Raw genomic sequence first — 22,560 nt, forward strand, 5'->3', positions numbered from 1 at the left:
ACGGCGTCGAAATGCTGGTACCGATCTTCCGCGAAGTGCTGGCCGAAACCGGGCTCGCGAAGGAGGACATCGAGTTCTGGAGCAACCCAAAAGACTCACGGCCGCCGTCAGTGGCCGTCGCGGGGGACGTAGCTGCCGGACTTGCCGACCAGGAAGTCCAGGTCCGCGCCGTCCGATGCCTGCAGCACGTGGTCGTAGTAAAGCCGCTGGTAGCCGCGCGGATACGGGTTGTCGGGATCCTTCCACTCCGCCCGGCGGCGGTTCAGCTCCTCCTCCGGCACCTCCAGGTCGAGCCGGCGGTTCGGCACGTCGATGCTGACGATGTCGCCGGTGCGCACGAAGGCCAGCGGGCCGCCCGCGGCCGCCTCGGGCGTGACGTGCAGGATCACCGTGCCGTAGGCGGTGCCGCTCATCCGGCCGTCGGAAATCCGCACGATGTCGTCGAATCCGCGGTCCTGCACCTTCTTCGGCACCGGCACGTTGGCCACTTCCGGCATGCCCGGATAGCCCTTCGGCCCAGCGTTCCGGACGACCAGCACCGTGTTCTCGTCGACGTCGAGGTCGTCGTCCTTGCAAACCGCGTAGTAGTCGTCGACGTCCTCGAAGACCATCGCCGGTCCGCGGTGCTGCAGCAGCCTGGACGACGCCGCGGACTGCTTGATCACCGCACCGTCCGGCGCCAGCGAGCCGCGCAGCACGGCGGTTCCGGTGCCGACGGCCTGGAACGGCTCGTCGAACGCGGTGATCACCTCTCGGTTGTGCACTTCCGCGCCGGCGATGTTCTCGCCCATCGAGCGGCCGGTGACCGTCACCGCCGAGCGCTCCACCAGGTCGCCGAGTTCCTTCAGCACCGCGGGCAGCCCGCCCGCGTAGCAGAAGTCCTCCATCAGGAACTTGCCGCTGGGCTGCAGGTTCACCAGCGTCGGCACGTCGCGGGTGTCGGTGTCGAAGTCGTCGACGGTCAACTCCACGCCGACGCGCTTGGCGATGGCGATCAGGTGCACCACCGCGTTCGTGGAGCCGCCGATCGCGGCGTTGGCCCGGATGGCGTTGCGGAACGCGTCGCGAGTGAGCACGTCGGAGGGCTTGAGATCCTCCTCGACCATCTCGACGATGCGCTGCCCGGTTTGCTGAGCGGCGGCGTAGCGGCGCGCGTCGACTGCCGGCCAGGACGCCGCGTACGGCAGCTGCATGCCGAGCGCTTCGACGATGCAGGCCATCGTGGATGCGGTGCCCATCGTCATGCAGTGCCCGTTGGAGCGGGACATGCAGCCCTCGATGAAGTAGCACTCGTCCTGCGTGATCTTGCCCGCCACGAGGTCGGCCTCGGCCTGCCAGACGGCCGTGCCGGAGCCGATGTCGGCACCCTTGTACTTGCCGTTGAGCATCGGCCCGCCGGTGAGCATCACGGCGGGCAGGTCGACGCTGGCCGCCGCCATCAGCAGGCCGGGCGTCGTCTTGTCGCACCCGGAGAGCAGCACGACGGCGTCCAGCGGGTTGGCGCGGATCGTCTCCTCGGCCTGCATCGCGAGGAGGTTGCGGTAGAGCATGGTGGTCGGGCGCATGAGCGTCTCGCCCAGCGCCATGTTCGGGAACTCCAGCGGAAACCCGCCCGCCTGCCACACCCCGCGCTTGACCGCCTCGGCGATCCGCTGCTGGTGGGCGTTGCACGGTGCCAGCTCGGACCAGGTGGTGCCGATGCCGATCACCGGGCGGCCGTCGAACACCTCGTCGCTGTAACCCTGGTTCTTGACCCAGGATCGGGCGGTCATCCCGGCCCGGCCGTGGGCCCCGAACCAACTCGCACTGCGCCGTGGCGTGCTCATGCGTCCTCCTCGCCGAGGCCATGGTCTGACCACTGCGACGTAACCAGCTCGCCCGGCCGGGCGCAATAGCCCGGCCGCGACCATCCGCAATCTCGAACAATGGTTGCGATACCGGACGCACCATTGACGCTCCCGACCCGCAGCCCTACGCTCGTGACCCAAATCACGAACGCAGTTCGATATTTCGAACGTTCACCACCCTCAGCGGGGAGGCATGGTGCAAACCGGCGAGCGAGCGCCCGACGAGGCGCTCACGACCGCGATCCGGCGGGTCATGGTGCGGCTGCTGCCGTTCCTGTTCTTCATGTACGTGATCGCGTTCCTGGATCGCGTCAACATCGGGTTCGCCAAGCAGGAATTCCAGGCGCACGCCGGGATCTCGGAGGCGGCCTACGCGCTCGGGGCCGGGCTGTTCTTCATCGGGTACGCGCTGTTCGAGGTGCCGAGCAACCTCATCATGACGCGGGTCGGCGCCCGCTGGTGGATGTGCCGGATCATGGTGACCTGGGGCCTCATCTCGGCCGCGATGGCGCTGGTGAACAGCGAGTTCCTGTTCTACCTGCTGCGTTTCCTGCTGGGCGTCGCGGAAGCGGGCTTCTTCCCCGGCGTCATCCTGTTCATCACCTACTGGGTGCCGCACGCGTACCGGGCGCGCTGCAACGCGCTGTTCTACTTCGGCATACCGCTCGCCTCGGTGCTCGGCGGGCCGCTCTCCGGGCTGCTGCTGGAACTCGACGGCGTGGCCGGAATCCTGGGCTGGCAGTGGATGTTCGCGGTCGAAGGCCTGCTCGCGTGCGTGGTCGGCGTGTGGGCGTACTTCTACCTGGACAACAAGCCCGCCGACGCCAAGTGGCTCTCGCCCGATCAGCGCGCCGCCCTGCAGACCGCGGTCGACCGCGAGGCCGAGGCCAAAAAGGCGCACGGCCCGCACCGGATGTGGTCGACCCTGGTGGACCGGCGGGTGCTGTACTTCTGCCTGATCTACTTCCTGATCCAGTGCAGCGTCTACGGCATGACCTTCTACCTGCCGACGCAGGTGGCCGCCGCCGTGGGCAGCAAGGTGGGCCTGCTGGTCGGGCTGGTGACGGCGATCCCGTGGACCGTGGCGCTGCTGGTGAACATCGCGGTGTCCACCGGCGCGGACCGGCTCGCCCAGCCCAAGAAGCGGTTCGTCGCCGCGGCCTGCGCCGCCACCGGATCCGTCGGCATCGCGGCGTCGGCGTTCTTCAGCAGCCCGGTGCTGGCGATCGCGGGCCTTGCGGTGGCCGCCGCCGGATACATCTCGGTGCAGCCGGTGTTCTGGACGTTCCCGGCGGCGTACCTGACCGGCACTGCCGCGGCGGCCGGCATCGGCCTGATCAACTCGCTGGGCAACCTGGGCGGATTCGTGGCCCCGATCGCGAAGACCTGGATCGAGACCACCTTCCGCTCCCAGACGGCGGGCCTGTACCTGCTGGCGATCTGCGGCTTCGCGGCGGCGGCGCTGTTCCTGACGCTGTCCCGCTTCAAGGCCCCGGCCGAGGAGATCCAAACCTCGCCGAGCAAGGCCGAAGGCGTCGCCTGACGCCGGGTCCCGGTCGAACGAGCGTGGTGCGGCAAGCCGCTTGATATACATGGCTTGCCGCATCACGACGTTCAGGGGGACCGTCCATGACCGAGGCGTGGATCCACAACGCCGACCCGACGGAGCTGTGGAACCTGGGGCCACGCTTGGACATCGACCGGGCCTGGGCACCACGCCCGATGGAGCAGCTGTACCGGATCCCGATCGGCGTGGACGAGACGGGCGCCCCGGTGGAACTCGACTTCAAGGAATCCGCTCTCGACGGAATGGGACCGCACGGCCTGGTCGTCGGCGGGCCGGGCTCCGGCAAGCCGGAGTTCCTGCGTTCCATCGTGCTCGGCCTCATGGCCACGCATTCGCCGGCCGAGGTGAACTTCGTACTGGCTGGGTACAACGGTGGCGCAACGTTCGGCGACTTCGAGAGCGCACCGCACGTCTTCGCGTTCGTACCCGAACTGGAGTCAGACCGGATCGTTCGGCTGCAGGACTCGCTGGAAGCCGAGCTGAGCCGCCGCATGGAAGTCTTGAGTGGCGCAGGAGCGAAGAACCACCGGGAATACCGCCGGATGCGGGAGTCCGATGATCAGCGCTGCCAGGAACCGCTGCCGGCATTGTTCGTGGTCATCGACGAATTCAGCAGGACGCTGGAGGAGAAGCCGGACTTCGGCGAAACACTGGTCAAGCTCGGTCGCATGGGCCGTTCCCTGGGCGTCCACATGCTGCTGGCCTCGTACCGGCTCATGCCGGGAGATCTGAGCTCCCTCGACGGCTTCCTGTCCTACCGCGTCGCGCTGAGGACCTTCACCGCTGACGAGTCCCGCATGGTGATCGGAAACCCCGACGCCTACGACCTGCCGAGCGGTCCCGGCCTCGGATACCTGCATTGCGCTCCTGCCGCCACCAAGAAGTTCAAGGCCGCGTCTCTACCCCGCAGCGACTCCGAGAACGACCTGCTCACAAAGACCCTCGCCGAAATGAGCGGCAAGCCCCCTGCCCCGCGGCAGATCTTGGCGCCGCCACAGGAGGAAACGCCCAGCTCAGCCACCGAACTGTGGAACCTCGGGCCGAAATTCGACGTCGACCGCGCCTGGGCGCCGCGCCCGATCGAGGACCTCTACCGGATCCCCATCGGCAGGGAGCACGCCGGTGATCCTTTCGAGATCGACTTCAAGGAATCCGCCCTCGGCGGCATCGGGCCGCACGGCCTGATCGTCGGCGCCAGCGGCTCCGGCAGAGCGAGCCTCCTGCGCTCCATCGTGACCGGCCTGATGGCGACGCATTCTCCGACCGACGTCAACCTCGCGCTTGCCGAGTACATAGGTGGCCCGACGTTCGGCGACTTCGAGAACGCGCCGCACGTCTCCGCGTTCGCTTCCGGACTGCAATCCAACCCGGGTCTGGTCCGGCGGCTGCGGGACTCGCTGGAAGTCGAGTTGAGCCGACGCATGGAATTGCTGAGAGTCGTTAAAGCCAAGAACTTCCGGGAATACCACCGGATGCAGGAGTCTGGTGATCAACGTTGCCAGGAACCACTGCCGGCACTCTTCGTGGTCATCGACGAATTCCTCAGAACGCTGGATGAACAGCCGGGGTTCGTCGAGATCCTGGTGAAGATCGGTCGTTTGGGGCGTTCCCTCGGGATCCACATGCTGCTGTCCTCGTACCGGCTCAGCCCGGGAGATCTGCGATCCCTCGAACCGTTCCTGTCCTACCGCGTCGCGCTGAGGACCTTCAACGCCGACGAGTCGCGCATGGTGATCGGAATCCCCGAGGCCTGCTACATACCGACCGGCACGGGTCGCGGATATCTGCGCACCCACGACGGCATCAAGCAGTTCAAGGCCGCGTCCGTGCCCTACAGCGATTCCGAGGACGGCCTGATCTCAACCGCCCTGGCAGCGATGCGCGACAATGCCGCAGCGGCGCGACAGATCCTGCCTCGGGAGACACTGCGGAATTCGGCCGCTGACCTGTGGAATCTGGGGCAAGGCTTCGACGTCGACCGCGCTTGGGCTCCGCGCCCGATCGAGGATCTCTACCGAATCCCCATCGGCGTGGACGAAACCGGCAACCCGGTGGAGATCGATTTCAAAGAACCCGGGCTCGGCGGGATCGGACCGCACGGGCTGATCATCGGCGCGACCGGCTCCGGCAAGTCGGAGCTCCTGCGCACCATCGTCCTCGGCCTGATGGCCACCCATCCACCGACCGACGTGAACTTCGTGGCGGCCGACTACTCGGGTAGCACGACGTTCCGCCAATTCAAGAACGCACCGCACGTTTCCGCGATCATCCCCGCCTTGATTTCCGAGCCCGAACTGCTCGGCAGGTTTCAGGACTCGCTGGACGGCGAGTTGAAGCGCCGGAGAGATGTGCTGAGCGGCGTGGGCGCGAAGAACATCTGGGACTACCGCCAGATGCGTGAATCCGGCGATCAACGCTGCCAGGAACCGTTGCCGATCCTGTTCGTGATCATCGAACAATTCGACGGGATGCTGGAGCGGCATCCGGCCCTCCTCGAAACGCTGGCGATGATCTGCCGGTCGGGCCGCTCGTTGGGCGTCCACCTGGTGCTGAGTTCGCAAACGGTCGACGACGGAAGATTCCGCCCCCTCGAAGGAAAGCTGTCCTACCACATCGCGCTGAGGACTTTCAACGCAGCCGATTCCCGCGCAGCGATCGGAGTTCCCGATGCTCAAGACCTGCCACCAGAGCCGGGCCTCGGATACCTGCGCACTTCCGACGGCATCAAGCAGTTCAAAGCGGCATACGTGTCCGGCGACGAGCCCGAAACCAGCCTGCTTGAGACCACGCTGGCCGAAATGCGCGGCAAGACTCCGGCCGCACGCCAAATCCGGTTTCCGCAACTGAAGAAACCGTCCGCTTCGGACGCTGAACCGTTGAATCTGGGGCCACAATTCGACGTTGACCGGGCTTGGGCTCCACGCCCTGTCGAGGACCTCTACCGGATCCCGATCGGCGTGGATGAAACGGGCACGCCAGTCGAGATCGACTTCAAGGAGACCGACCTCGGCGGAATCGGACCGCACGGGCTGATCATCGGCGCGACCGGCTCCGGTAAATCGGAGCTCCTGCGCACCATCGTCCTCGGCCTGACGGCCACACATTCGCCGACCGACGTGAATTTCGTGCTCGCCGAGCACATGGGTGCCGCGACGTTCCACGCGTTCAAGAACGCTCCGCACGTATCGGCGATCATCCCCAGCGTAGCTTCCGAGCCCGAGCTGCTCGGCCGGCTACAGGAATCGCTGGATGGTGAGATCAGTCGCCGGATGGATGTGCTGAGCGGCGTGAGCGCGAAGAACATCTTGGAATACCGCCGGATGCGCGAATCCGGTGATCAACGCTGCCAGGAACCGTTGCCGACGCTGTTCGTGGTTCTCGACGAGTTCAGTGAAATGCTGTCGGCCCAACCAGACTTTGCCGATCTACTGCTGACGATCTGCCGGTTGGGTCGTGCGCTAGGCATCCGTCTGCTGCTGGCGTCGCAGAGGCTCGAGGTGCAGAAGATTCGCCCCTTCGAGGCACTCCTGTCCTACCGCATCTCGCTGAAGACTTTCAGCGCCGCCGAATCCCGAGCAACGATCGGAGTGCCTGACGCCTACAACCTGCCGCCAGAACCAGGCTTCGGACTCCTGCGCACTTCCGACGGCATCAAGCAGTTCAAGACGGCATACGTGTCCGGCGGCGAGCCTGAAACCAGCCTGCTTGAGACCACGCTGGCCGAAATGCGCGGCAAGACTCCGGCCGCACATCAGATCTGGTTGCCGCCGCTTGAGACACCGCCCACTTTGGACGCTCTGCTTCCTCCGCTTCAGCACAACGACGCCCGGGGCTACACGGCGGTTCGCCGCCCGGGAGACCGGCCGCTGCAGGTGCCGATGGGCACTATCGACGTCCCGTACTACCGGCGGCAGGACCCGATGGTGCTGGACCTGGACGCGCACGGCGCGATCGTGGGCCGTGACGGTTCGGGCAAATCCACCGCGATGTGCACGCTGATCGCATCGCTGGCGTTGACCAACACGCCGCGCGAGGTGCAGTTCTACTGCGTCGACCTCGGTGGCGGCTCGCTGGCGGCGTTCCGGGATCTGCCGCACGTGGGATCCGTGATCACCGATCTCGACGTCGACGCGGTACAGCGAACCACGAATGAGCTGGACGCGCTGCTGGCCAGGCGGCAGCAGCTCTTCCAGCAGCTGGGCATCGGGAGCATGGCGGAGCTCCGCGAACGCAGGCTGCGCGGCGAGCCGGACCCCGACCCGTACGGCGACGTGTTCCTGCTGATCGACGGCTGGCGAGCTCTCGACAAAGAATCCGTGGCCCCGGCGGCCGCGGTGCACTACCTGGCGCAAAGAGGCCTGCCGTACGGCGTCCACGTGTTCGTCACGGCCAAGCGGTGGTCCGAAATCCGCTCCGGGATGCGGAATCTGCTGCAGACCCGCATCGAGCTGCGCCTCAACGAGACGGACCAATCGCAGATCGATCCCGGGGATGCCGCACGCATGCCGCAGGCCCAACCAGGCCGCGGTCTGCACCCGAGCAAGCAGCACTTCCTCACCTCGCTACCCCGGGTGGACGGCGCGAAGCTGGAAGATCTGGTGGAAGCCGACCGGAAAGCGGCCCGCGAAAAGGGGCGGTGGCCGCGTCCGGTGCAGGAGGTCTACCGCGACAGCCACGCCGACGCCGTCGCGGACCTGGTCAACCGGGTGCGGGCCAGCTGGCGCGGATACCCGGCCCCGCCGGTGCAGCTGCTGCCGACGAAGCTGCCGTACCGGTTCCCGCCGGCGAACGACCCGAAGCTGATCCCGCTGGGCATCGGCGAGAAAGCCCTGCAACCGGTGCACCTGGACTTCCGCCGGGAGCCGCACTTCTACGCGATCGGCGAACGCAGCTCCGGCCGGACGACGCTGCTGCGGACCATCATCCGGGGCATCACCGAGCGGTACACGCCGCAGGAAGCGCTGATCATGCTGGTCGACTATCGGCGCACGCTGCTCGGGTTCCTCACCACCGAGCACATGGCGGCGTACGTGATCACTCCTGACCAGCTCAGGAGTCATGTCGAAGACGTGATCCCGGCGCTGCGGAAGCGGATGCCGGGGCCGCACGTGACGCAGGAACAGGTGCGCAACCGCTCCTGGTGGTCGGGCCCCGACCTGTTCATCGTCATCGACGACTACGAACTCGTGGCGAAAGGCGGCGAGAACCCGCTCGCACCGCTGGCGGAGTTCCTGCCGATGGCCGCCGATCTCGGCCTGCACGTCGTGCTGACCCGCGACTCCGCCGGAGCGGGACGCGGGCTGTACGAACGCTTCTTCTCCGTGCTGCGCGAAACCAACCCTCCGGCACTGGCGATGAGCGCGAACGCCGATGAAGGCAAGCTGATCAGCATCACGCCCTCCCGCACGCTCCCGCCGGGCCGGGGAACCCTCGTCAGCCGCCTGCGCGGTCGGGAGCTGATCCAGACGCCCCTCATCCCCTGACGCCGAGTGCCGTCAGGGGACCTGGAGGATCTGGATCGGCGCCTGCTCCTTGGACGGCGGGATCTGGTAGCGCTGGGTGAGGAACGACGCGACTTCGTTGAACAGCGGCGCCGCCGACGAACCGTCCTGCGTCCCGTACGCCGGCTGGTCCAGCATCAGCCCCACCACGAAGCGCGGGTTGTCCGCGGGCACCATCCCGGCGAAGGTGATCCAGTACTTCGACTGGCTGTAGCAGCGGCAGGCCGGGTCGACCTGCTGCGCCGTCCCGGTCTTGCCGGAGATCTGGAAGCCCGGCAGGGCCGCGCCCGGCCCGGTGCCGTCCTGCTCGCGCCCTGGCCCGTTCTGCACCACCGAGCGCAGCATGTCCCGAACCGTGTGCGCCGTCTCCGGGCTGACCACCCGCACGCCCTCCGGGCGCGGGCGCTCCACGCGCGTGCCGTCCGGCCCGGTCTCCGCCGCGATGACCCGCGGCGGCATCCGCACCCCGTCGTTCGCGATCGCCTGGTACATGCCCGCCATCTGCAGCACCGTCATCGAAAGGCCCTGGCCGATCGGCAGGTTCGCGAACGTCGACCCGGACCAGGACTGGCGCGGCGGCAGGCTGCCCGCGCTCTCCCCAGGCAGGCCGCTGCCGGTTACCTGGCCCAGCCCGAACTTCTTGGCCAGGTCGTAGAAGCGGTCCTCGCCGAGCTGCTGCGCGACCATCAGGGTGCCGACGTTGGAGGACTTGCCCAGCACGCCGGTGAAGGTCAGCGGCAGCGGTCCGTGCGGCCAGGCGTCGCCGACGGTGCGGTCGGCGACCTTGATGGAGCCCGGCACCTGCAGCACGGTGTCCGGCTTGACGATGCCGTCCTCGATCGCCCCGGCCGCGGTGATCACCTTGCCCACCGAACCTGGCTCGTACGGGGTGGTCACCGCCGGGTTGCTGTCCGGGCTATCGCCCCAGGACGGGGCGCTCGGGTCGAAGGCCTTGTCGTTGGCCAGCGCGTAGATCTCGCCGGTCTTGGCGTCCAGCACCACCGCGCTGGCGCTCCTGGCCTGGGCCGCGCGGGTGTAGTCGGCGAGCTGGCGCTGCAGCATGAACTGCAGGTCCGAGTCGATCGTCAGCTGCACGTCGGAGCCCGGGATCGCCGCCTTCAGCTCCCGCTCGGTGCCGGGGATGACCAGGCTCGAACCCTGCGCGGTGTCGGAGACCTTCTCCCCGGCGGTGCCGGACAGCAGCGGGTCCATCGAGGCCTCCAGGCCCATCAGGCCCTTGACCTTCCGGTCGTCCGCCCGCCAGTTCGCCACGCCGATGATGTTCGAGCCGACGTCGCGCGCCGGGTACTCGCGGGTCGCCCGGTAGTCGGCCCCGATGTGCGGGTACTTCTCGGTGATCAGCCGCGCCTGGCTCGGATCGATCGGCGGGCCGAAGTAGGTGAACCCGGCGTTCTTGAACAGCGCGTCCAGCACTTCCTGCTCGCTGATCACTCCGGGCAGCACCTGCGCGACGTAGCGGGCGACCTCCCGCTTGTACTGCTCGGAAGTGGGTTTCGCGGGGTTCTTCGCGTGCTCTTCGTCGAAGGTCTTGGTCAGCAGGTTCGGATTGGCGTAGAGCTGCCGCGATTCGCCGCTGAACGCGAGCACGTTCCCGCTGCGGTCCGTGAAAGATCCGCGCTCGGCCGGGATGATCTGCCTGGCGGCCCGCTGCGCCTGCGCCTTCTCGGACAGGGCGCTGGCCTCGAACCCCTGCAACTGGATGAGCTTGCCACCGGTGAGCACCAAGGCGATCACCAGCAGCAACCGGCCGACGAGCAGCCGCCGGTCGCTGCCGGCCACATTCGTGCGCGCGGTGCGCCGCCGGATGCCGCTGGTCGACCCTCGGGCCATCAGCGGCCCGCCAGCGCGGCCTGCTGGTCCGCGGGAGGCTGTTGCGGCTCCTGGCCTTCCGCCGCCGGAGGCTGCCCGGCCGGCGGCTGCTCTGCCGGGGGCTGCTCTGCCGGCGGCTGCGGCGGAGCGGGCGGCGGTGCGGCGGTGACCTTCTTCGGCTCACCGATGACGGTCACCGAGCCGTCCGGTTGCTGGACGAGGCGGGCCGGAGAAGGCGCCTGCCGCAGCCCGGCTTCCTCGGCGCGGCGCTGGATCTCCGGCGTCGAGCTCATCGAGCTGACCTCGCTCAGCAACTGCTCCTTGCGCTCGCTCAGCGTGTTGAGCTGGTCCTCGCCCTCCTGCAGCCGGTAGCTGCCGCTGACCGCCGCGATGGACAGCCACAACGTCGCGGCCAGCCCGGTGGCCAGCACCGACATCACCACGACCACCAGCGGGAACCGCGCGAGCGAAACCCGCTCGTGCAGCTGCTTCGCCTTCGCCTTGGGCTTCGGCTTCGCCGCCGGGCGCCGCTCCTCCACGCCCTGCCGAAGCTGGCGCGGCCGCCGGTCGGCGGGCTCCCGCGTCGACCGGTCCCGCCGCTCCTCGCGACGCGCGTACGCGCGCTCGGCCGCAGCCGACCGCGTCCGCGGCTTCTCGCTCGTCTTCTGCCCCGACTTCTGGGCGGGCTTCTGCCCGGACTTCTTCTGGCTGCTCTTCTGCGCAGCTTTCTGGGCGGCCTGCTGCGTTCGCTCGGCGGAACCCGCCCGCGAAGCGGATTTGCCGGCGCGCGTAGGTGCAGTCATCTCGCCTCCCTCGCCTTGCCGCTCATGCGTTCCCCCGGCCGACCCGTTCCGCGGCCCGCAGCCGCACCGACGCGGCCCTGGGGTTGGCCTCGGTCTCCTGCTCACCGGCGAGCTCGGCGCCCCTGGTGAGCAACCGGAATTCCGGTCCGTGGCCCGGCAGTTCCACCGGCAGGTCGACCGGCGTGCGCGACTTCGTCCGGTCGGCGAAGGCCCGCTTGACCATCCGGTCCTCCAGCGAGTGGTAGGACATCACCACGATCCGACCGCCCACGGCCAGCGAATCCAGCGCCGCCGGAAGCGCGCGGTCCAGCACGTCGAGCTCGGCGTTGACCTCGATGCGCAGCGCCTGGAAGGTGCGCTTGGCCGGATGCCCGCCGGTGCGGCGGCTCGCCGCCGGCACGGTGTCGTAGAGCAGCTGGACCAGCCGCGCGCTGTTGGTGAACGGCTCCTTCTGGCGTTCCCGGACGATCGCCGCGGCGATCTTGCCCGCGAACTTCTCCTCGCCGTAGGTCCGCAACACCCGCGCCAGCTCGTCCGCGCCGTAGGTGTTGAGCACGTCCGCGGCGGTGCGCGGCGCGCCCGGGTCCATCCGCATGTCCAGCGGGGCGTCGTGCGCGTAGGCGAAGCCGCGGGCGGTCTCGTCCAGCTGCAGCGAGGAAACCCCGAGGTCGAACAGCGCACCGTCCACTTCGGGCAGTCCGAGGTCGGCGAGCACCTCGGCCCACTCGTCGTACACCGCGTGCACCAGGTGGATCCGGGAGGCGTAGGGCGCGAGCCGCTCGGCGGCCAGCCGCAGCGCGTCCGTATCGCGGTCCAGCCCGACCAGCGTCAGGCCGGGGTGCGCGGCGAGCATCGCCTCGGAGTGCCCGCCCATGCCGAGTGTGGCGTCGACGACCACCGCCCCGTCGCGGGACAGCGCCGGTGCGAGCAGCTCCAGCGTCCGGTCGAGCAGCACGGGAACGTGCTTGTCCCGGGCGGATCCGCCCTGATCATGCCGCTGTTCGGCCACGGCGGTCCCTCCCTTCCCGCGTGCCCCGTTCCGGTTCGACACCGCGGTCGAATACCGCCGATCGCCACGCGCGAAAACGGCGCGTGGCGATCTTCGGTAAGCCCCCCACGTTTTCCGGATCCCGTCAGGTCCCCGCCCGCCCGTCGCGTCCTGGTGCCGGGGAAGATGCACCAGGCATGCGATAGCCGAGCGGACCGAGGCCTCACGAAACCCGGGTCCATTGCCGTCAACTTCCGTCCCGCCGGTCGGCGGAACGCTCAGAACACGCCGGGCAACACCTCCTCCTGTGCCTTCGCATAGCCCTCCTCGTGTTCGTCGAGGTAGCTCTGCCACCTCTCCGCGTGCCAGATCTCCAGGCGGCTGATCGCGCCGATGACCACGCATTCCTTGGCCAGCCCGGCGTAGCGCCGCAGCTCCGCCGCGATCGTGATCCGGCCCTGCCCGTCGGGCTGCTGCTCGTCGGTGCCGGCGAACAGGTACCGCTGGTAGGCGCGGACCGCCTCGTTGGTGAACGGCGCCTCTGCGACCTTGCGCGCCATCTGCTCGAACTCGTCGCGCGGGAAGACGTAGAGGCAGTGGTCTTGTCCCTTGGTGACCATCAACCCCCCAGCCAATGCTTCCCGGAACTTCGCCGGCAGCGTCAAGCGCCCCTTGTCGTCGAGCTTCGGGTGGTGGGTGCCGAGGAACATCCCGGTCCACCTCCCCCGCCCAGGCCGCCCGCATGACGGCCCCGGACCCGCCCCGATGCCGCCCTCTCCCTGAGCGACCGCCGGATCGGTGCTCCCGTTGGTCGCGATGATGGATGACCATCGGAAGCGGTGAGACCCCCGTTTGCCCCACCTTCCCCCACACTACCCCACTTCACTCCACCGTCAACACGAGTTGCCCCGGTTCCCCCAGCAGTATTGACACCGTTTGCGCTGGTAGCACAGCGTGGCGGCGAAGTGGGGGCTTCGCAGCGCCCGACCTTGATCAACCCGTCGGGGCGCGCGGTTATGCTCGGGACCCGCCCGACCCGACCACCGGCGGCCGGCCGGTGGCGCGAGTGCGGTGGGGCGAAGTGGGGCGAGGCGGTCCGCCGCCCGCGGCGAGGTTCGGTGCGGGTGTGCCACCGGGCACCGCCGGTTTGGCACACTGCACGTGCCCGCCGGGCTCGATCAGGTGATCGTTTCCGCTTTGCCGGGTGATGCCGGCGCGGACCGCGACAGCCGCCCACCGGCCGCAGACTTTGGAGGTTTGCATGCGCGACCGTTCCGGCGAGCCGACTCCGCCGCGCCCGGTGCTGCCGCGCCGCAACACGCAGGAGGTGGCGTGACGCCTAAAGCCCAGCTGTCCGGCGCTGCGCCGGCCGACACCGAGCCGACACCGAGCATCGACCGGCTGCACAGCACCATCCAGCGCATCGCGGCCAACGTCGAGCAGGTCCTGGTGGGCAAGCCCGAGGTGGTGCGGGTCGCGCTGGTCACCATGCTCGCCGAGGGCCACCTGCTGGTCGAGGACGTGCCCGGGGTCGGCAAGACCTCGCTGGCCAAGGCGCTGGCCCGGTCCATCGACTGCACGGTCAGCCGGATCCAGTTCACCCCGGACCTGCTGCCCAGCGACATCACCGGGGTGTCCATCTACAACCGGCAGACCGAGTCCTTCGAGTTCCGGCCCGGCCCGGTGTTCGCCAACATCGTCGTCGGCGACGAAATCAACCGGGCCTCGCCGAAGACGCAGTCCGCGCTGCTGGAGTGCATGGAGGAGAACCAGGTCACCGTCGACGGCGAGACCTACCCGCTCAGCGCCCCGTTCATGGTGATCGCCACCCAGAACCCGATCGAGATGGAAGGCACCTACGCGCTCCCCGAGGCTCAGCGCGACCGCTTCACGACTCGGGTGTCGATCGGCTACCCGGACGCCAAGGCGGAGCTGGCGATGGTGGACGAGCACGCCGGGCACGACCCGCTGCGCGACCTGCGCCCCGTCGCCGACGGCGGCGAGGTGCAGGCCTTGTTGCGGGCCGTGCGCCGGGTGCACCTGTCCACCGAGATCCGCCGCTACGTGATCGAGCTGGTGACCGCGACGCGCCAGCTGCCCGAGCTGCGGCTGGGCGCTTCGCCCCGCTCGACCCTGCAGCTGGTCCGCGCCGCCCGCGCGCAGGCCGCGCTGTCCGGCCGCGAGTTCGTCATCCCCGACGACGTGCAGGCGATCGCCGTCCCGGTGCTGGCCCACCGGCTGGTGCTGACCAGCGAGGCCCGCGCCGCGCGCCGCTCGGCGACGGATCTGGTGCGGCACCTGCTCAACCGGATCCCGGTGCCGCGCGGCGACAGCGACGGCGAACGCAGGTAGTCGTGCTCTCGGGGCTGACCATCCGCGGGCGCTGCCTGCTGGCGGCGGGCGTGGCCGCCGGCATCTGCGCGCTCGTGCTCGACGAGCGGGACCTCCTGCGGGTGTCGGCGTTCGCGATCGCGCTGCCGCTGCTGGCGCTGTTGCTGGCCAGCCGCGTCCGGTTCGGCATCGCCGCCCGGCGGCAGGTGGTGCAGCCGCGCGTCCCGGTCGGCACCGAGGCGACCGTCCAGCTGCACGTCACCGGCAGCGGCCGGCTCCCGGTCGACGGGCTGGTGCTGGAGGACAACACCCCGCACGCGCTCGGCGGGCGGCCGCGGTTCCGGTTGGACGCGGTGCCCCGGCACGGCGGCACGATCCTGGAGTACTCGGTGACGCCGACGCTGCGCGGCATCCACCACATCGGGCCGCTGCGCACCCGCATCAACGATCCCTTCGGGCTCTCCGAGTTCGAGCGGGAACTCGCCGACCGCAGCCGGCTGGTGGCGGTGCCGAAGGTGTTCCCGCTCACCGGGCTGCCCGCCGGTTCCGGGCTGGGCACCGGCGACGACGGCACGACCCGCCTGCGCGCCGGGCACGGCGAGGACGACGCGATGGTGCGGCAGTACCGGCACGGCGACGACATCCGGCGGGTGCACTGGAAGTCCACCGCGCGCCGCGACGAGCTGATGGTGCGGGTCGAGGAACGGCCCTGGCACGGCGGCGTCACGGTGCTGCTGGACCGGCGGTCGGCCGCGCACCGGGGCAGCGGCGCGCGCAGCAGCGTCGAGTGGGCGATCTCCGCGGTGGGCAGCATCTGCCTGCACCTGCACCAGAACGGCCAGCAGGTCCGGCTGGTCACCGAAGACGGGCAGGTGCTGACGGGCGGCGCCGGGCCGTCCGACGGCGGGCACGACGACGACGCGGTGCTGGACGCGCTGGCCGCGGTGCGCAGTTCGCCGCAACGCGATCTGGTCGCCACCCGCGACCCGGGCAACGGCCAGGAACTCATCGCGGTGCTCGGCGAGACGACCACCGCCGCGGTCGCCGAGCTGACCAAGCTCCGTCCACAAGAGACTCGAAGCCTCGCGCTGCTGCTCGACGTCGGCGCCTGGAACGGGGAGAACGGCGGCGGTTTCGACCCGCAGCAGACCGCCCGGCGGCTGCGCTCGGCCGGCTGGACGGTGGTCGTCGTGGACGGCCCGGGAGTCGCGATCGCCGACGTCTGGCAGCGGCTTTGCCGGGAGACCACCGCACCGGAATCGGAGGTCGCGACGTGACCGCGAACCGGATGACGGCGGCCATCGACATGTCGTTGGTGGCGACCGCGGCCGCCGCGCTGGCCGTGCTGTGCGCGTCGACGGCGTTCGCCGGTGTGCTGGCCGACAGCCGGTGGGTCTTCCCTGCGATGGTCACCGTGCTGGCCGTCGCGCTCATCGGGACGTTGTGCCGCCGGGTGCGGTGGCCGCTGTCGCTGACCGTGCTCGCGCAGCTGTTGGGTCTGCTGGTGGTCTTGACGGCGCAGTTCGCCGAGCATGCGGTGCTCGGCGTGCTGCCCGGCCCGGCCGCCATCGGGGAGCTCGGCGGCCTGCTGGCCGAGTCCGGCGACCTGGTGCGAACCGGGGTGCCGCCGGTGCCCGCCGAGCCGGCCCTGCAGGTCATGGTCTGCCTCGGCCTGGGGCTGGTCGCGCTGGCCGTCGACGTCATCGTGGTGACCTTCCGCAGCCCGGCGGTGGCCGGGCTGGTGCTGCTGTGCGTGTTCGCCATCCCGGCGTCGCTGGCCGACGACATGCTGCCGTGGTGGGCCTTCGCCGTCGGCGCGCTGGGCTACGCCGTGCTGCTGGCCTCGGGCGGGCAGCACCGCAGGTGGCGGCGGCAGGAGGATCGCAACCAGGTCGTGCACACCGTGTTCGGCCGCTCCACCGCCACGATCGCCGGAACCGCCGGGGTGATCGCGGTGCTCACCGGCGTCGTGTTCACCGGCGTCGGCACCGAGGGCCGGTTACCGGGATCCGTTCCGGAGCAGTTCGGCGGCACCGACGGCATCGGGCTGCAGCCGTTCACCTCGCTGCGCGGCCAGCTCAACCGGGACCGCGTCGTCGAACTGTTCCGCGTCCGCGGCCTGCGGCAGGACACCTACCTGCGGGCGATGACGCTGCGGAAGTTCGACCCGGAGCGAGGCTGGGAGCTGGAGGGCCTCACCCAGGGCGTCGACGCCAACGCCAAGCTCGCGCTTCCAGAGGGCACCGACTTCATGCTCGGCGACAGCGAGCGGGTCGAGATCCAGCCGATCGGCTACCGGGACCCGTGGCTGCCGGTGTTCGGCATCCCGCTGTTCGTCTCGGGGATGGGCACGAACTGGCGCTACGACCCGGCCGCCGGGATCGTGTTCACCCAGACCAACCAGGAAAGCCGCCCCTACGTCGAGCAGCTGCTCGTCCAGCGGCCGACGCCGGACCAGCTGCGCCAAGCCCGCGGCGCGGCGCCGATCGCCCCCGCCTACCTGGACACCGCGGGAATCCCGCCGCAGGTGGCCGCCCTGGCCAGGCGGCTGACCGCGAACGCGCCCACCGCCTTCGACAAGGCGGTCGCGCTCAACCGGTACTTCACCGACCCGGCCAACGGCTTCCGCTACGACCTGCAGACCGCGCCGGCGACCGGTGGCGACGGCCTGTCGGACTTCCTGTTCCGCGGCAAGCGCGGGTTCTGCGAGCAGTACGCCTCGTCGATGGCGGCGCTGCTGCGCTCGGTCGGCATCCCGTCCCGGGTCGCGATCGGCTTCACCTCCGGCTACCGGGACGGCGACGAGCGGGTGATCACCACCGAGGACGCGCACGCCTGGGTCGAGGCGTACTTCCCGGGCTGGGGCTGGCAGACCTTCGATCCGACGCCGCTGAGCGACGGCCGCACCGCGCTGCCGGAGTTCCTCAACAGCGAGTTGGACCCGGCTCAGCAGCCGGCGCAGCAGCCCGGTCAGCCCCAGCCGAGCACGCCGCCCACCACCGGCTCGGTGCCCGGGTCGGAGCACCCGGACGGCGCGGATGTCGGCTCTTCCCGGGTACCGCGCGAGGCGGAGAGCTCGAACCCGTGGCCGGTCATGATCGGCGTCCTCGTGCTGGCATTGGCGCTGCTCGCGACGCCCGCAGCGACGCGGGAGATCCTCCGGAGGAGGCGGCTGCACGCGGTCGCCGAAGGCGCGGAGGGCGCGGCAGGGATCGCGTGGCGGGAGGTGCTGGACGAGTTCCAGGACCGGGGAACGCGGCCGGCGGCCGCCGATACCGCGCGCAGGATCGCGGCCGTGCTGATCGAGCGCCACGGCCTGGACGAGTCCGGCGCCAAGGCGATGCGAGCGCTGGTGGTGGCTGTGGAGCGCGAGTGGTACGCGCCACCGGGGCAGGAGCCCGAGGCGACGCTCCCGGAGACGACGCACGGCGTGCTGGACAGCCTCCGCCGCGCATCGCCGCTGGACTGGCGCTCGCGCCTGTTCCCCCGCTCGGTGCTGAAACTCCGCCAAGCCGACCGGTGACGGCGTTTTCGCGCGAAGCCGTCGCCCGGCAGGCGTGGAGAACGCGGTTTTCGCGCGAAAACGCCACGCCGAGCAGGCTCTCCGACAGCCTCCACAGCAGCCCAAGAGACTCCCGGCCCGGATCAGCCGAAAGCGAAGCAGCAACGCATAGCGAAGATCGCCGCCGGTTCTGCTCGGTGGAACGGAACCGGCGGCGATCTTCGGGTCGATCAGCCGCTATTGATCGAAGCGTTTACGGAAACGCTCCTCCATACGCTGGGTGAAGGAGCTGCGTCCGGGCTTGCTGCGGTCCGCGCCCCGCTTCGGCCGACCACCACCGCCGTTCTCCAGTCCCGACTCGATGTCGTCCCCGCCACCGCGCAACGCGGACAGGACGATCACTGCTCCGCCGAACATCACGAGGAAGCCGACCACGCTCAACACGGGGATGTCGGCCGGCCTGAGGGCCGGGATCACCGCGCCGATTACCAGCAGGGCCAATCCCAGGACGAAGACGGCGATGCCCTGCAGCCGCCGGCGTCTGGATGGGCGATGCAGCCGTCCTCCGCGCACGGTGGAGGCGAACTTGGGGTCCTCGGCGTAGAGCGCGCGCTCGATTTGTTCGAGCTGTCGCTGCTCGTGCTCGGAGAGTGGCATGACTCCTCCTCCGGCACAGGTCTCTCAGTGGCGCCGGAGACCCGGTGGGCATTTGCCCACACAGGCTGGGGACCGGCGAACGCTTGGGGGCGTTACCCCTGAGGATACGGTTCCCGAGACGCGAGTACTACCCGGTCCCGGCACCGGAACTGTGCGAGGTTGCCGACATCATCCCCTCGGGGCAGTGATCGATCCGCGCCGCGCCGGCACGCCTGGCGAAAACGACGACGTCAGACCGGTCGGCGCGCGACGGCGTGGAGGCGAGTCGCGATGTCGCGCAGCGGCGCGCGGAGTGCCGCCGCCCGCTCCAGCTCGGCCATCGTGTCGGCCGCTCGTGGGTTGTTGTCCAGCGCCGAGCCGGGCACCAGGTCGCTGAGCACTCCCTGTCCCTGGATCAGCTCCACGGTCAACCCGGCGTTCGTCAGGGCATGCCGCAGGCCGTCGGTGTCGAACCGCCGCTGCAGGGTGTCCGAGGCCGCGTCGAGCCGCCCGTCCGGGTCCTGGATCAGCTGCAGCGCCTCGGCGAGCCGGCCGGCCAGCGCCCAGCCCAGGACCGCGGCGTACCGGTTGGCGGCCAGCACCGACACCGCGCCGCCGGGTGCGGTTGCCGCGGCCAGCGCCGACACCGCCGCTTCGACGTCGTCGACGACCTCCAGAAGCCCGTGCGCCAGCACCAGATCGGCGCCGCCTTCCGGGCTCAGCGCGGACAGCGCGTCGGTGTCGCCCTGCAACGGGGTGATCTGGTCGGCCACGCCGGCGTCGACGGCGCGGCGCTGGAGCATCGCCAGCGCGTTCGGGCTCGGATCGACCACCGTCACCGCGCAGCCCGCCGAAGCCAGCGGCACGGCCCACACGCCGCTGCCGCCGCCGACGTCGAGCACCCGCGGCGGGCGCCCGCCGCGTCGCCGCCGCGCGGCGTCGAGTTCGGCTTCCAGCACCTGGTGGACGGCGTCGGATCTCATGGTTAGCAGCGTAATGCCGGGTCGCGGGCGGGTTTCACCGGAGTGCGGATCAGCAAGTCCCCGGCGGCATTCCGCAGAACACGTTCCGCCACCCGCACCACCGGCGTTGATCAAGTTTCAGGGAGCAGTTCTGGGACGGTCCCCGGTTCCGTAGGCTACGACCGTGCAGACGGTGGCAGTGCTGAGTCTCAAGGGTGGCGTGGGCAAGACGACCGTGGTGCTCGGGCTTGCCTCGGCCGCCATGCGCCGCGGGGTTCGGACGTTGGTCGTCGACCTCGATCCGCAGTGCAACGCGACCGCGTGCCTGGAGCCGGAGAAGACCGCCAAGGGGCTCAGCGACGTCCTGGCCGATCCGAGCCCGGAGGTGCTGCGCGCGGCGGTGACCGGCAGCTCGTGGGGCGAAGAGGTCGACGTCCTGGTCGGTTCCGAGGACGCCGAGAGCCACAACGGCCAGCACGGCGACGGCGAGCACCTGTCCCGCCTCACCACGGCACTGTCCGAATTGGACGGCCTGATCGCCGAGGGTGAGCTGCCGTACCAGCTGGTGCTGCTGGACTGCCCGCCGTCCCTGGGGCGGCTGACCCGCTCCGCGCTGATCGCCGCCGACCGCGCGCTGCTGGTCACCGAGCCGACGATCTTCGCGGTCTCCGGCGTGCAGCGGGCGTTCGAGGCGGTGCAGGCCGAGCGGCAGTCGACCAATCCGGATCTGCAGCCGCTCGGCGTCATCGTCAACCGGGTGCGGCCGCGCTCCCACGAGCACCAGTTCCGCATAGACGAGCTGCGGGACATCTTCGGCCCGCTGGTGCTGCCGGTCGCGCTGCCCGATCGGCTGGCGGTGCAGCAGGCGCAAGGCGCGTGCATGCCGATCCACCAGTGGGGCACGCCGGGAGCGCGGGAGGTCGCGCTCGCGTTCAACCTGGTGCTCGCTCGCGCCTTGCGGGCCGGCCGGCAGCGCCGCGCCGAGCTCAGCGACGACGACGACGAACTGCTGGACGGTGCTGAATGACCACGACGTTGTTCGCGACGTTCGTCTTCGTCGCGCTGATCGGCGTTCTGACGCCCGGCCTGGACACGATGCTGATCCTGCGGCATTCACTGCTCGGCGGGCGCCGCGTCGGCGTGGCGACGTTCCTCGGCATCAATCTCGGTTGCCTGATCTGGGGCACGGCGAGCATCGCGGGCCTGACCGCGCTGCTCACGGCCTCCCAGGTGGCCTACGACGTCGTGCGGGTCGCGGGCGCCGCCTACCTGCTCTGGCTGGGCGGTTCGGCGCTGTGGAAGTCGTTGCCCCGCAACAGGGTTCAGCAGGCGGACGAAATTCCGGTCGAGCCGGTCGCGCTGACCGCCTTCGGGGCACTGCGCTCCGGGATGGTGACGAACCTGCTCAACCCCAAGGTGGGTGTGTTCTACGTCAGCCTGCTGCCGCAGTTCCTGCCGCCCGGGCCGGCGGCGTTCGCCTGGGGCCCGCTGCTCGTGGCGACGCACATCTCCATCGGGCTGCTGTGGTCCACCGCGCTGGTGTGGCTCGCCGGCCGGGCCCGCGCGCTGTTCCAGCGGCAGCGGGTGCGCGCCTGGCTGGACCGGATCACCGCGACGGTGCTGATCGGCCTGGGCCTGAAGCTGGCAGCCGAGGGGTGAGCGAGCCCTGCCCGAAGGCGACACGGTCTTCCTCACCTGCCACCGGTTGCACGAGGCGTTGGCCGGGCAGGTCCTGACCCGCGGCGAACTGCGGCATCCACGACTGTCCACGATGGACCTCAAAGGCCGGAGCGTGCGCGAGGTGCGGCCGGTGGGCAAGCACCTGCTGATCCGCTTCGACGACGGCCACACCCTGCACAACCACCTGCGCATGGACGGCGGCTGGCACCTCTACTCCCCGGGCGCCAGGTGGCGGCGGCCGGCGCACCAGGCCCGGGTGGTGCTGAGCACGGCCGACCGGGTCGCGGTCGGGTTCAACCTGCACGACCTGCGCTGGCTGCCGACCTCGGCGGAATCCGCGCTGGTCGGCCACCTCGGGCCGGACCTGCTCGATCCGGAGTGGGACGACGAGCACGCGACCGAGGCGATCCGGCGGCTGACCGCCGACCCGGACCGGGAACTCGGCCGCGCGCTGCTGGACCAGACCGTGATGGCCGGGATCGGCAACCTCTACAAGACGGAAGTGTGCTTCCTGCTGGGCCGGTCGCCGTGGACGCCGGTCGCGGAGATCGACGCGGCCCGCGCGGTGCGGCTGTGCCGGGAACTGCTGCTGCGCAATGCCTGGCATCCCGAGCAGACCACCACCAACAGCCTGCGACGCGGCACCCAGCACTGGGTCTACGACCGGCGAACCTGCCTGCGCTGCGGCGGCCCGGTCCGCCGCGGCACCCAGGGCGACGACGTCGAAGCCCGCATCACCTACCACTGCCCCCGCTGCCAACCCTGACCGGCGCAGCCCGGTTTCCGCTGGTCAATGCCCGTGAGTGTTTTGTGTCGCCATAGACGCTGTTTTGGATGTGGTGACGTGCGGATGTGGTAATGCGGGTCGTTGTCTTCGAAGCGGCGGAGCCGCTTAGCCCACCCTCGCAACCGG

General features: G+C 69.9%; 15 protein-coding genes. 8 read left to right on the forward strand and 7 right to left on the reverse strand.

Features of this window, described 5'->3' with window-relative positions; genetic code table 11:
- Positions 1-107 precede the first annotated feature (107 nt).
- Positions 108-1,826 (reverse strand): IlvD/Edd family dehydratase, encoded by a 1,719-nt coding sequence (locus tag AB0I53_RS44925; protein ID WP_358616063.1) that lies wholly within the window; start codon positions 1,824-1,826, stop codon positions 108-110.
- 214 nt (positions 1,827-2,040) lie between these two features.
- Here AB0I53_RS44925 and AB0I53_RS44930 point away from each other — a divergent pair, with 214 nt between their 5' ends.
- A complete protein-coding gene (locus AB0I53_RS44930) occupies positions 2,041-3,390 on the forward strand; it encodes an MFS transporter (protein ID WP_358616065.1) in 1,350 nt (449 codons plus the stop codon).
- 86 nt (positions 3,391-3,476) lie between these two features.
- Positions 3,477-8,897, forward strand: a complete 5,421-nt coding sequence (locus AB0I53_RS44935; protein WP_358616068.1) for an FtsK/SpoIIIE domain-containing protein — start codon at positions 3,477-3,479, stop codon at positions 8,895-8,897.
- 12 nt (positions 8,898-8,909) lie between these two features.
- On the opposite strand, the gene AB0I53_RS44940 is transcribed toward AB0I53_RS44935, so the two are convergent.
- The 4 genes from AB0I53_RS44940 to mraZ form a co-directional block, all read right to left on the reverse strand.
- Positions 8,910-10,766, reverse strand: coding sequence for a penicillin-binding protein 2 (locus AB0I53_RS44940; protein ID WP_358616070.1), 1,857 nt, complete (start codon positions 10,764-10,766; stop codon positions 8,910-8,912).
- On the reverse strand, positions 10,766-11,548 hold the full coding sequence (locus AB0I53_RS44945; protein WP_358616073.1) for a hypothetical protein: 783 nt from the start codon (positions 11,546-11,548) through the stop codon (positions 10,766-10,768). Before AB0I53_RS44945 ends, AB0I53_RS44940 begins: the two co-directional genes overlap by 1 nt.
- Positions 11,549-11,570: 22 nt before the next feature.
- Positions 11,571-12,557, reverse strand: coding sequence for a 16S rRNA (cytosine(1402)-N(4))-methyltransferase RsmH (gene rsmH / locus AB0I53_RS44950; protein ID WP_358616076.1), 987 nt, complete (start codon positions 12,555-12,557; stop codon positions 11,571-11,573).
- A gap of 257 nt (positions 12,558-12,814) precedes the next feature.
- Complete coding sequence (gene mraZ / locus AB0I53_RS44955; protein ID WP_358616078.1) at positions 12,815-13,246, reverse strand: division/cell wall cluster transcriptional repressor MraZ; 432 nt, start codon at positions 13,244-13,246, stop codon at positions 12,815-12,817.
- Between the two features lie 640 nt (positions 13,247-13,886).
- Between mraZ and AB0I53_RS44960 the strand changes: the two genes are divergently transcribed.
- From AB0I53_RS44960 to AB0I53_RS44970, 3 genes are read left to right on the forward strand one after another with little or no spacing between them, the layout of a single operon-like run.
- Entirely contained in the window at positions 13,887-14,888 is a 1,002-nt protein-coding gene (locus AB0I53_RS44960) for a MoxR family ATPase (RefSeq protein ID WP_358616094.1), read from the forward strand.
- Between the two features lie 2 nt (positions 14,889-14,890).
- Positions 14,891-16,144 (forward strand): DUF58 domain-containing protein, encoded by a 1,254-nt coding sequence (locus AB0I53_RS44965; protein WP_358616081.1) that lies wholly within the window; start codon positions 14,891-14,893, stop codon positions 16,142-16,144.
- Positions 16,141-18,390: a DUF3488 and transglutaminase-like domain-containing protein gene (locus AB0I53_RS44970; RefSeq protein ID WP_358616083.1), complete on the forward strand. Its 2,250-nt coding sequence runs from the start codon at positions 16,141-16,143 to the stop codon at positions 18,388-18,390. Before AB0I53_RS44965 ends, AB0I53_RS44970 begins: the two co-directional genes overlap by 4 nt.
- A 216-nt stretch (positions 18,391-18,606) precedes the next feature.
- Here the strand turns inward: AB0I53_RS44970 and AB0I53_RS44975 are convergent, their stop codons facing one another.
- Both AB0I53_RS44975 and AB0I53_RS44980 read right to left on the reverse strand, forming a co-directional pair.
- The gene (locus AB0I53_RS44975; protein WP_093261617.1) at positions 18,607-19,026 is read right to left on the reverse strand and encodes a DUF3040 domain-containing protein; all 420 of its coding nucleotides are present in this window, start codon (positions 19,024-19,026) and stop codon (positions 18,607-18,609) included.
- Between the two features lie 230 nt (positions 19,027-19,256).
- Positions 19,257-19,988, reverse strand: a complete 732-nt coding sequence (locus AB0I53_RS44980; protein ID WP_358616086.1) for a methyltransferase domain-containing protein — start codon at positions 19,986-19,988, stop codon at positions 19,257-19,259.
- Positions 19,989-20,151: 163 nt separating this feature from the next.
- Here AB0I53_RS44980 and AB0I53_RS44985 point away from each other — a divergent pair, with 163 nt between their 5' ends.
- Genes AB0I53_RS44985 through AB0I53_RS44995 form a run of 3 tightly spaced genes read left to right on the forward strand, consistent with a single transcriptional unit; the run spans position 20,152 to position 22,413 of the window.
- Positions 20,152-20,994, forward strand: a complete 843-nt coding sequence (locus tag AB0I53_RS44985) for a ParA family protein (protein WP_358616089.1) — start codon at positions 20,152-20,154, stop codon at positions 20,992-20,994.
- Positions 20,991-21,626, forward strand: a complete 636-nt coding sequence (locus AB0I53_RS44990; protein WP_358616092.1) for a LysE family translocator — start codon at positions 20,991-20,993, stop codon at positions 21,624-21,626. Before AB0I53_RS44985 ends, AB0I53_RS44990 begins: the two co-directional genes overlap by 4 nt.
- Before the next feature lie 7 nt (positions 21,627-21,633).
- On the forward strand, positions 21,634-22,413 hold the full coding sequence (locus AB0I53_RS44995) for a DNA-formamidopyrimidine glycosylase family protein (RefSeq protein WP_358616097.1): 780 nt from the start codon (positions 21,634-21,636) through the stop codon (positions 22,411-22,413).
- The last annotated feature ends 147 nt before the right edge of the window (positions 22,414-22,560 follow it).

The organism is Saccharopolyspora sp. NPDC050389, assembly GCF_040655595.1.
Taxonomy (GTDB): Bacteria; Actinomycetota; Actinomycetes; order Mycobacteriales; family Pseudonocardiaceae; genus Saccharopolyspora.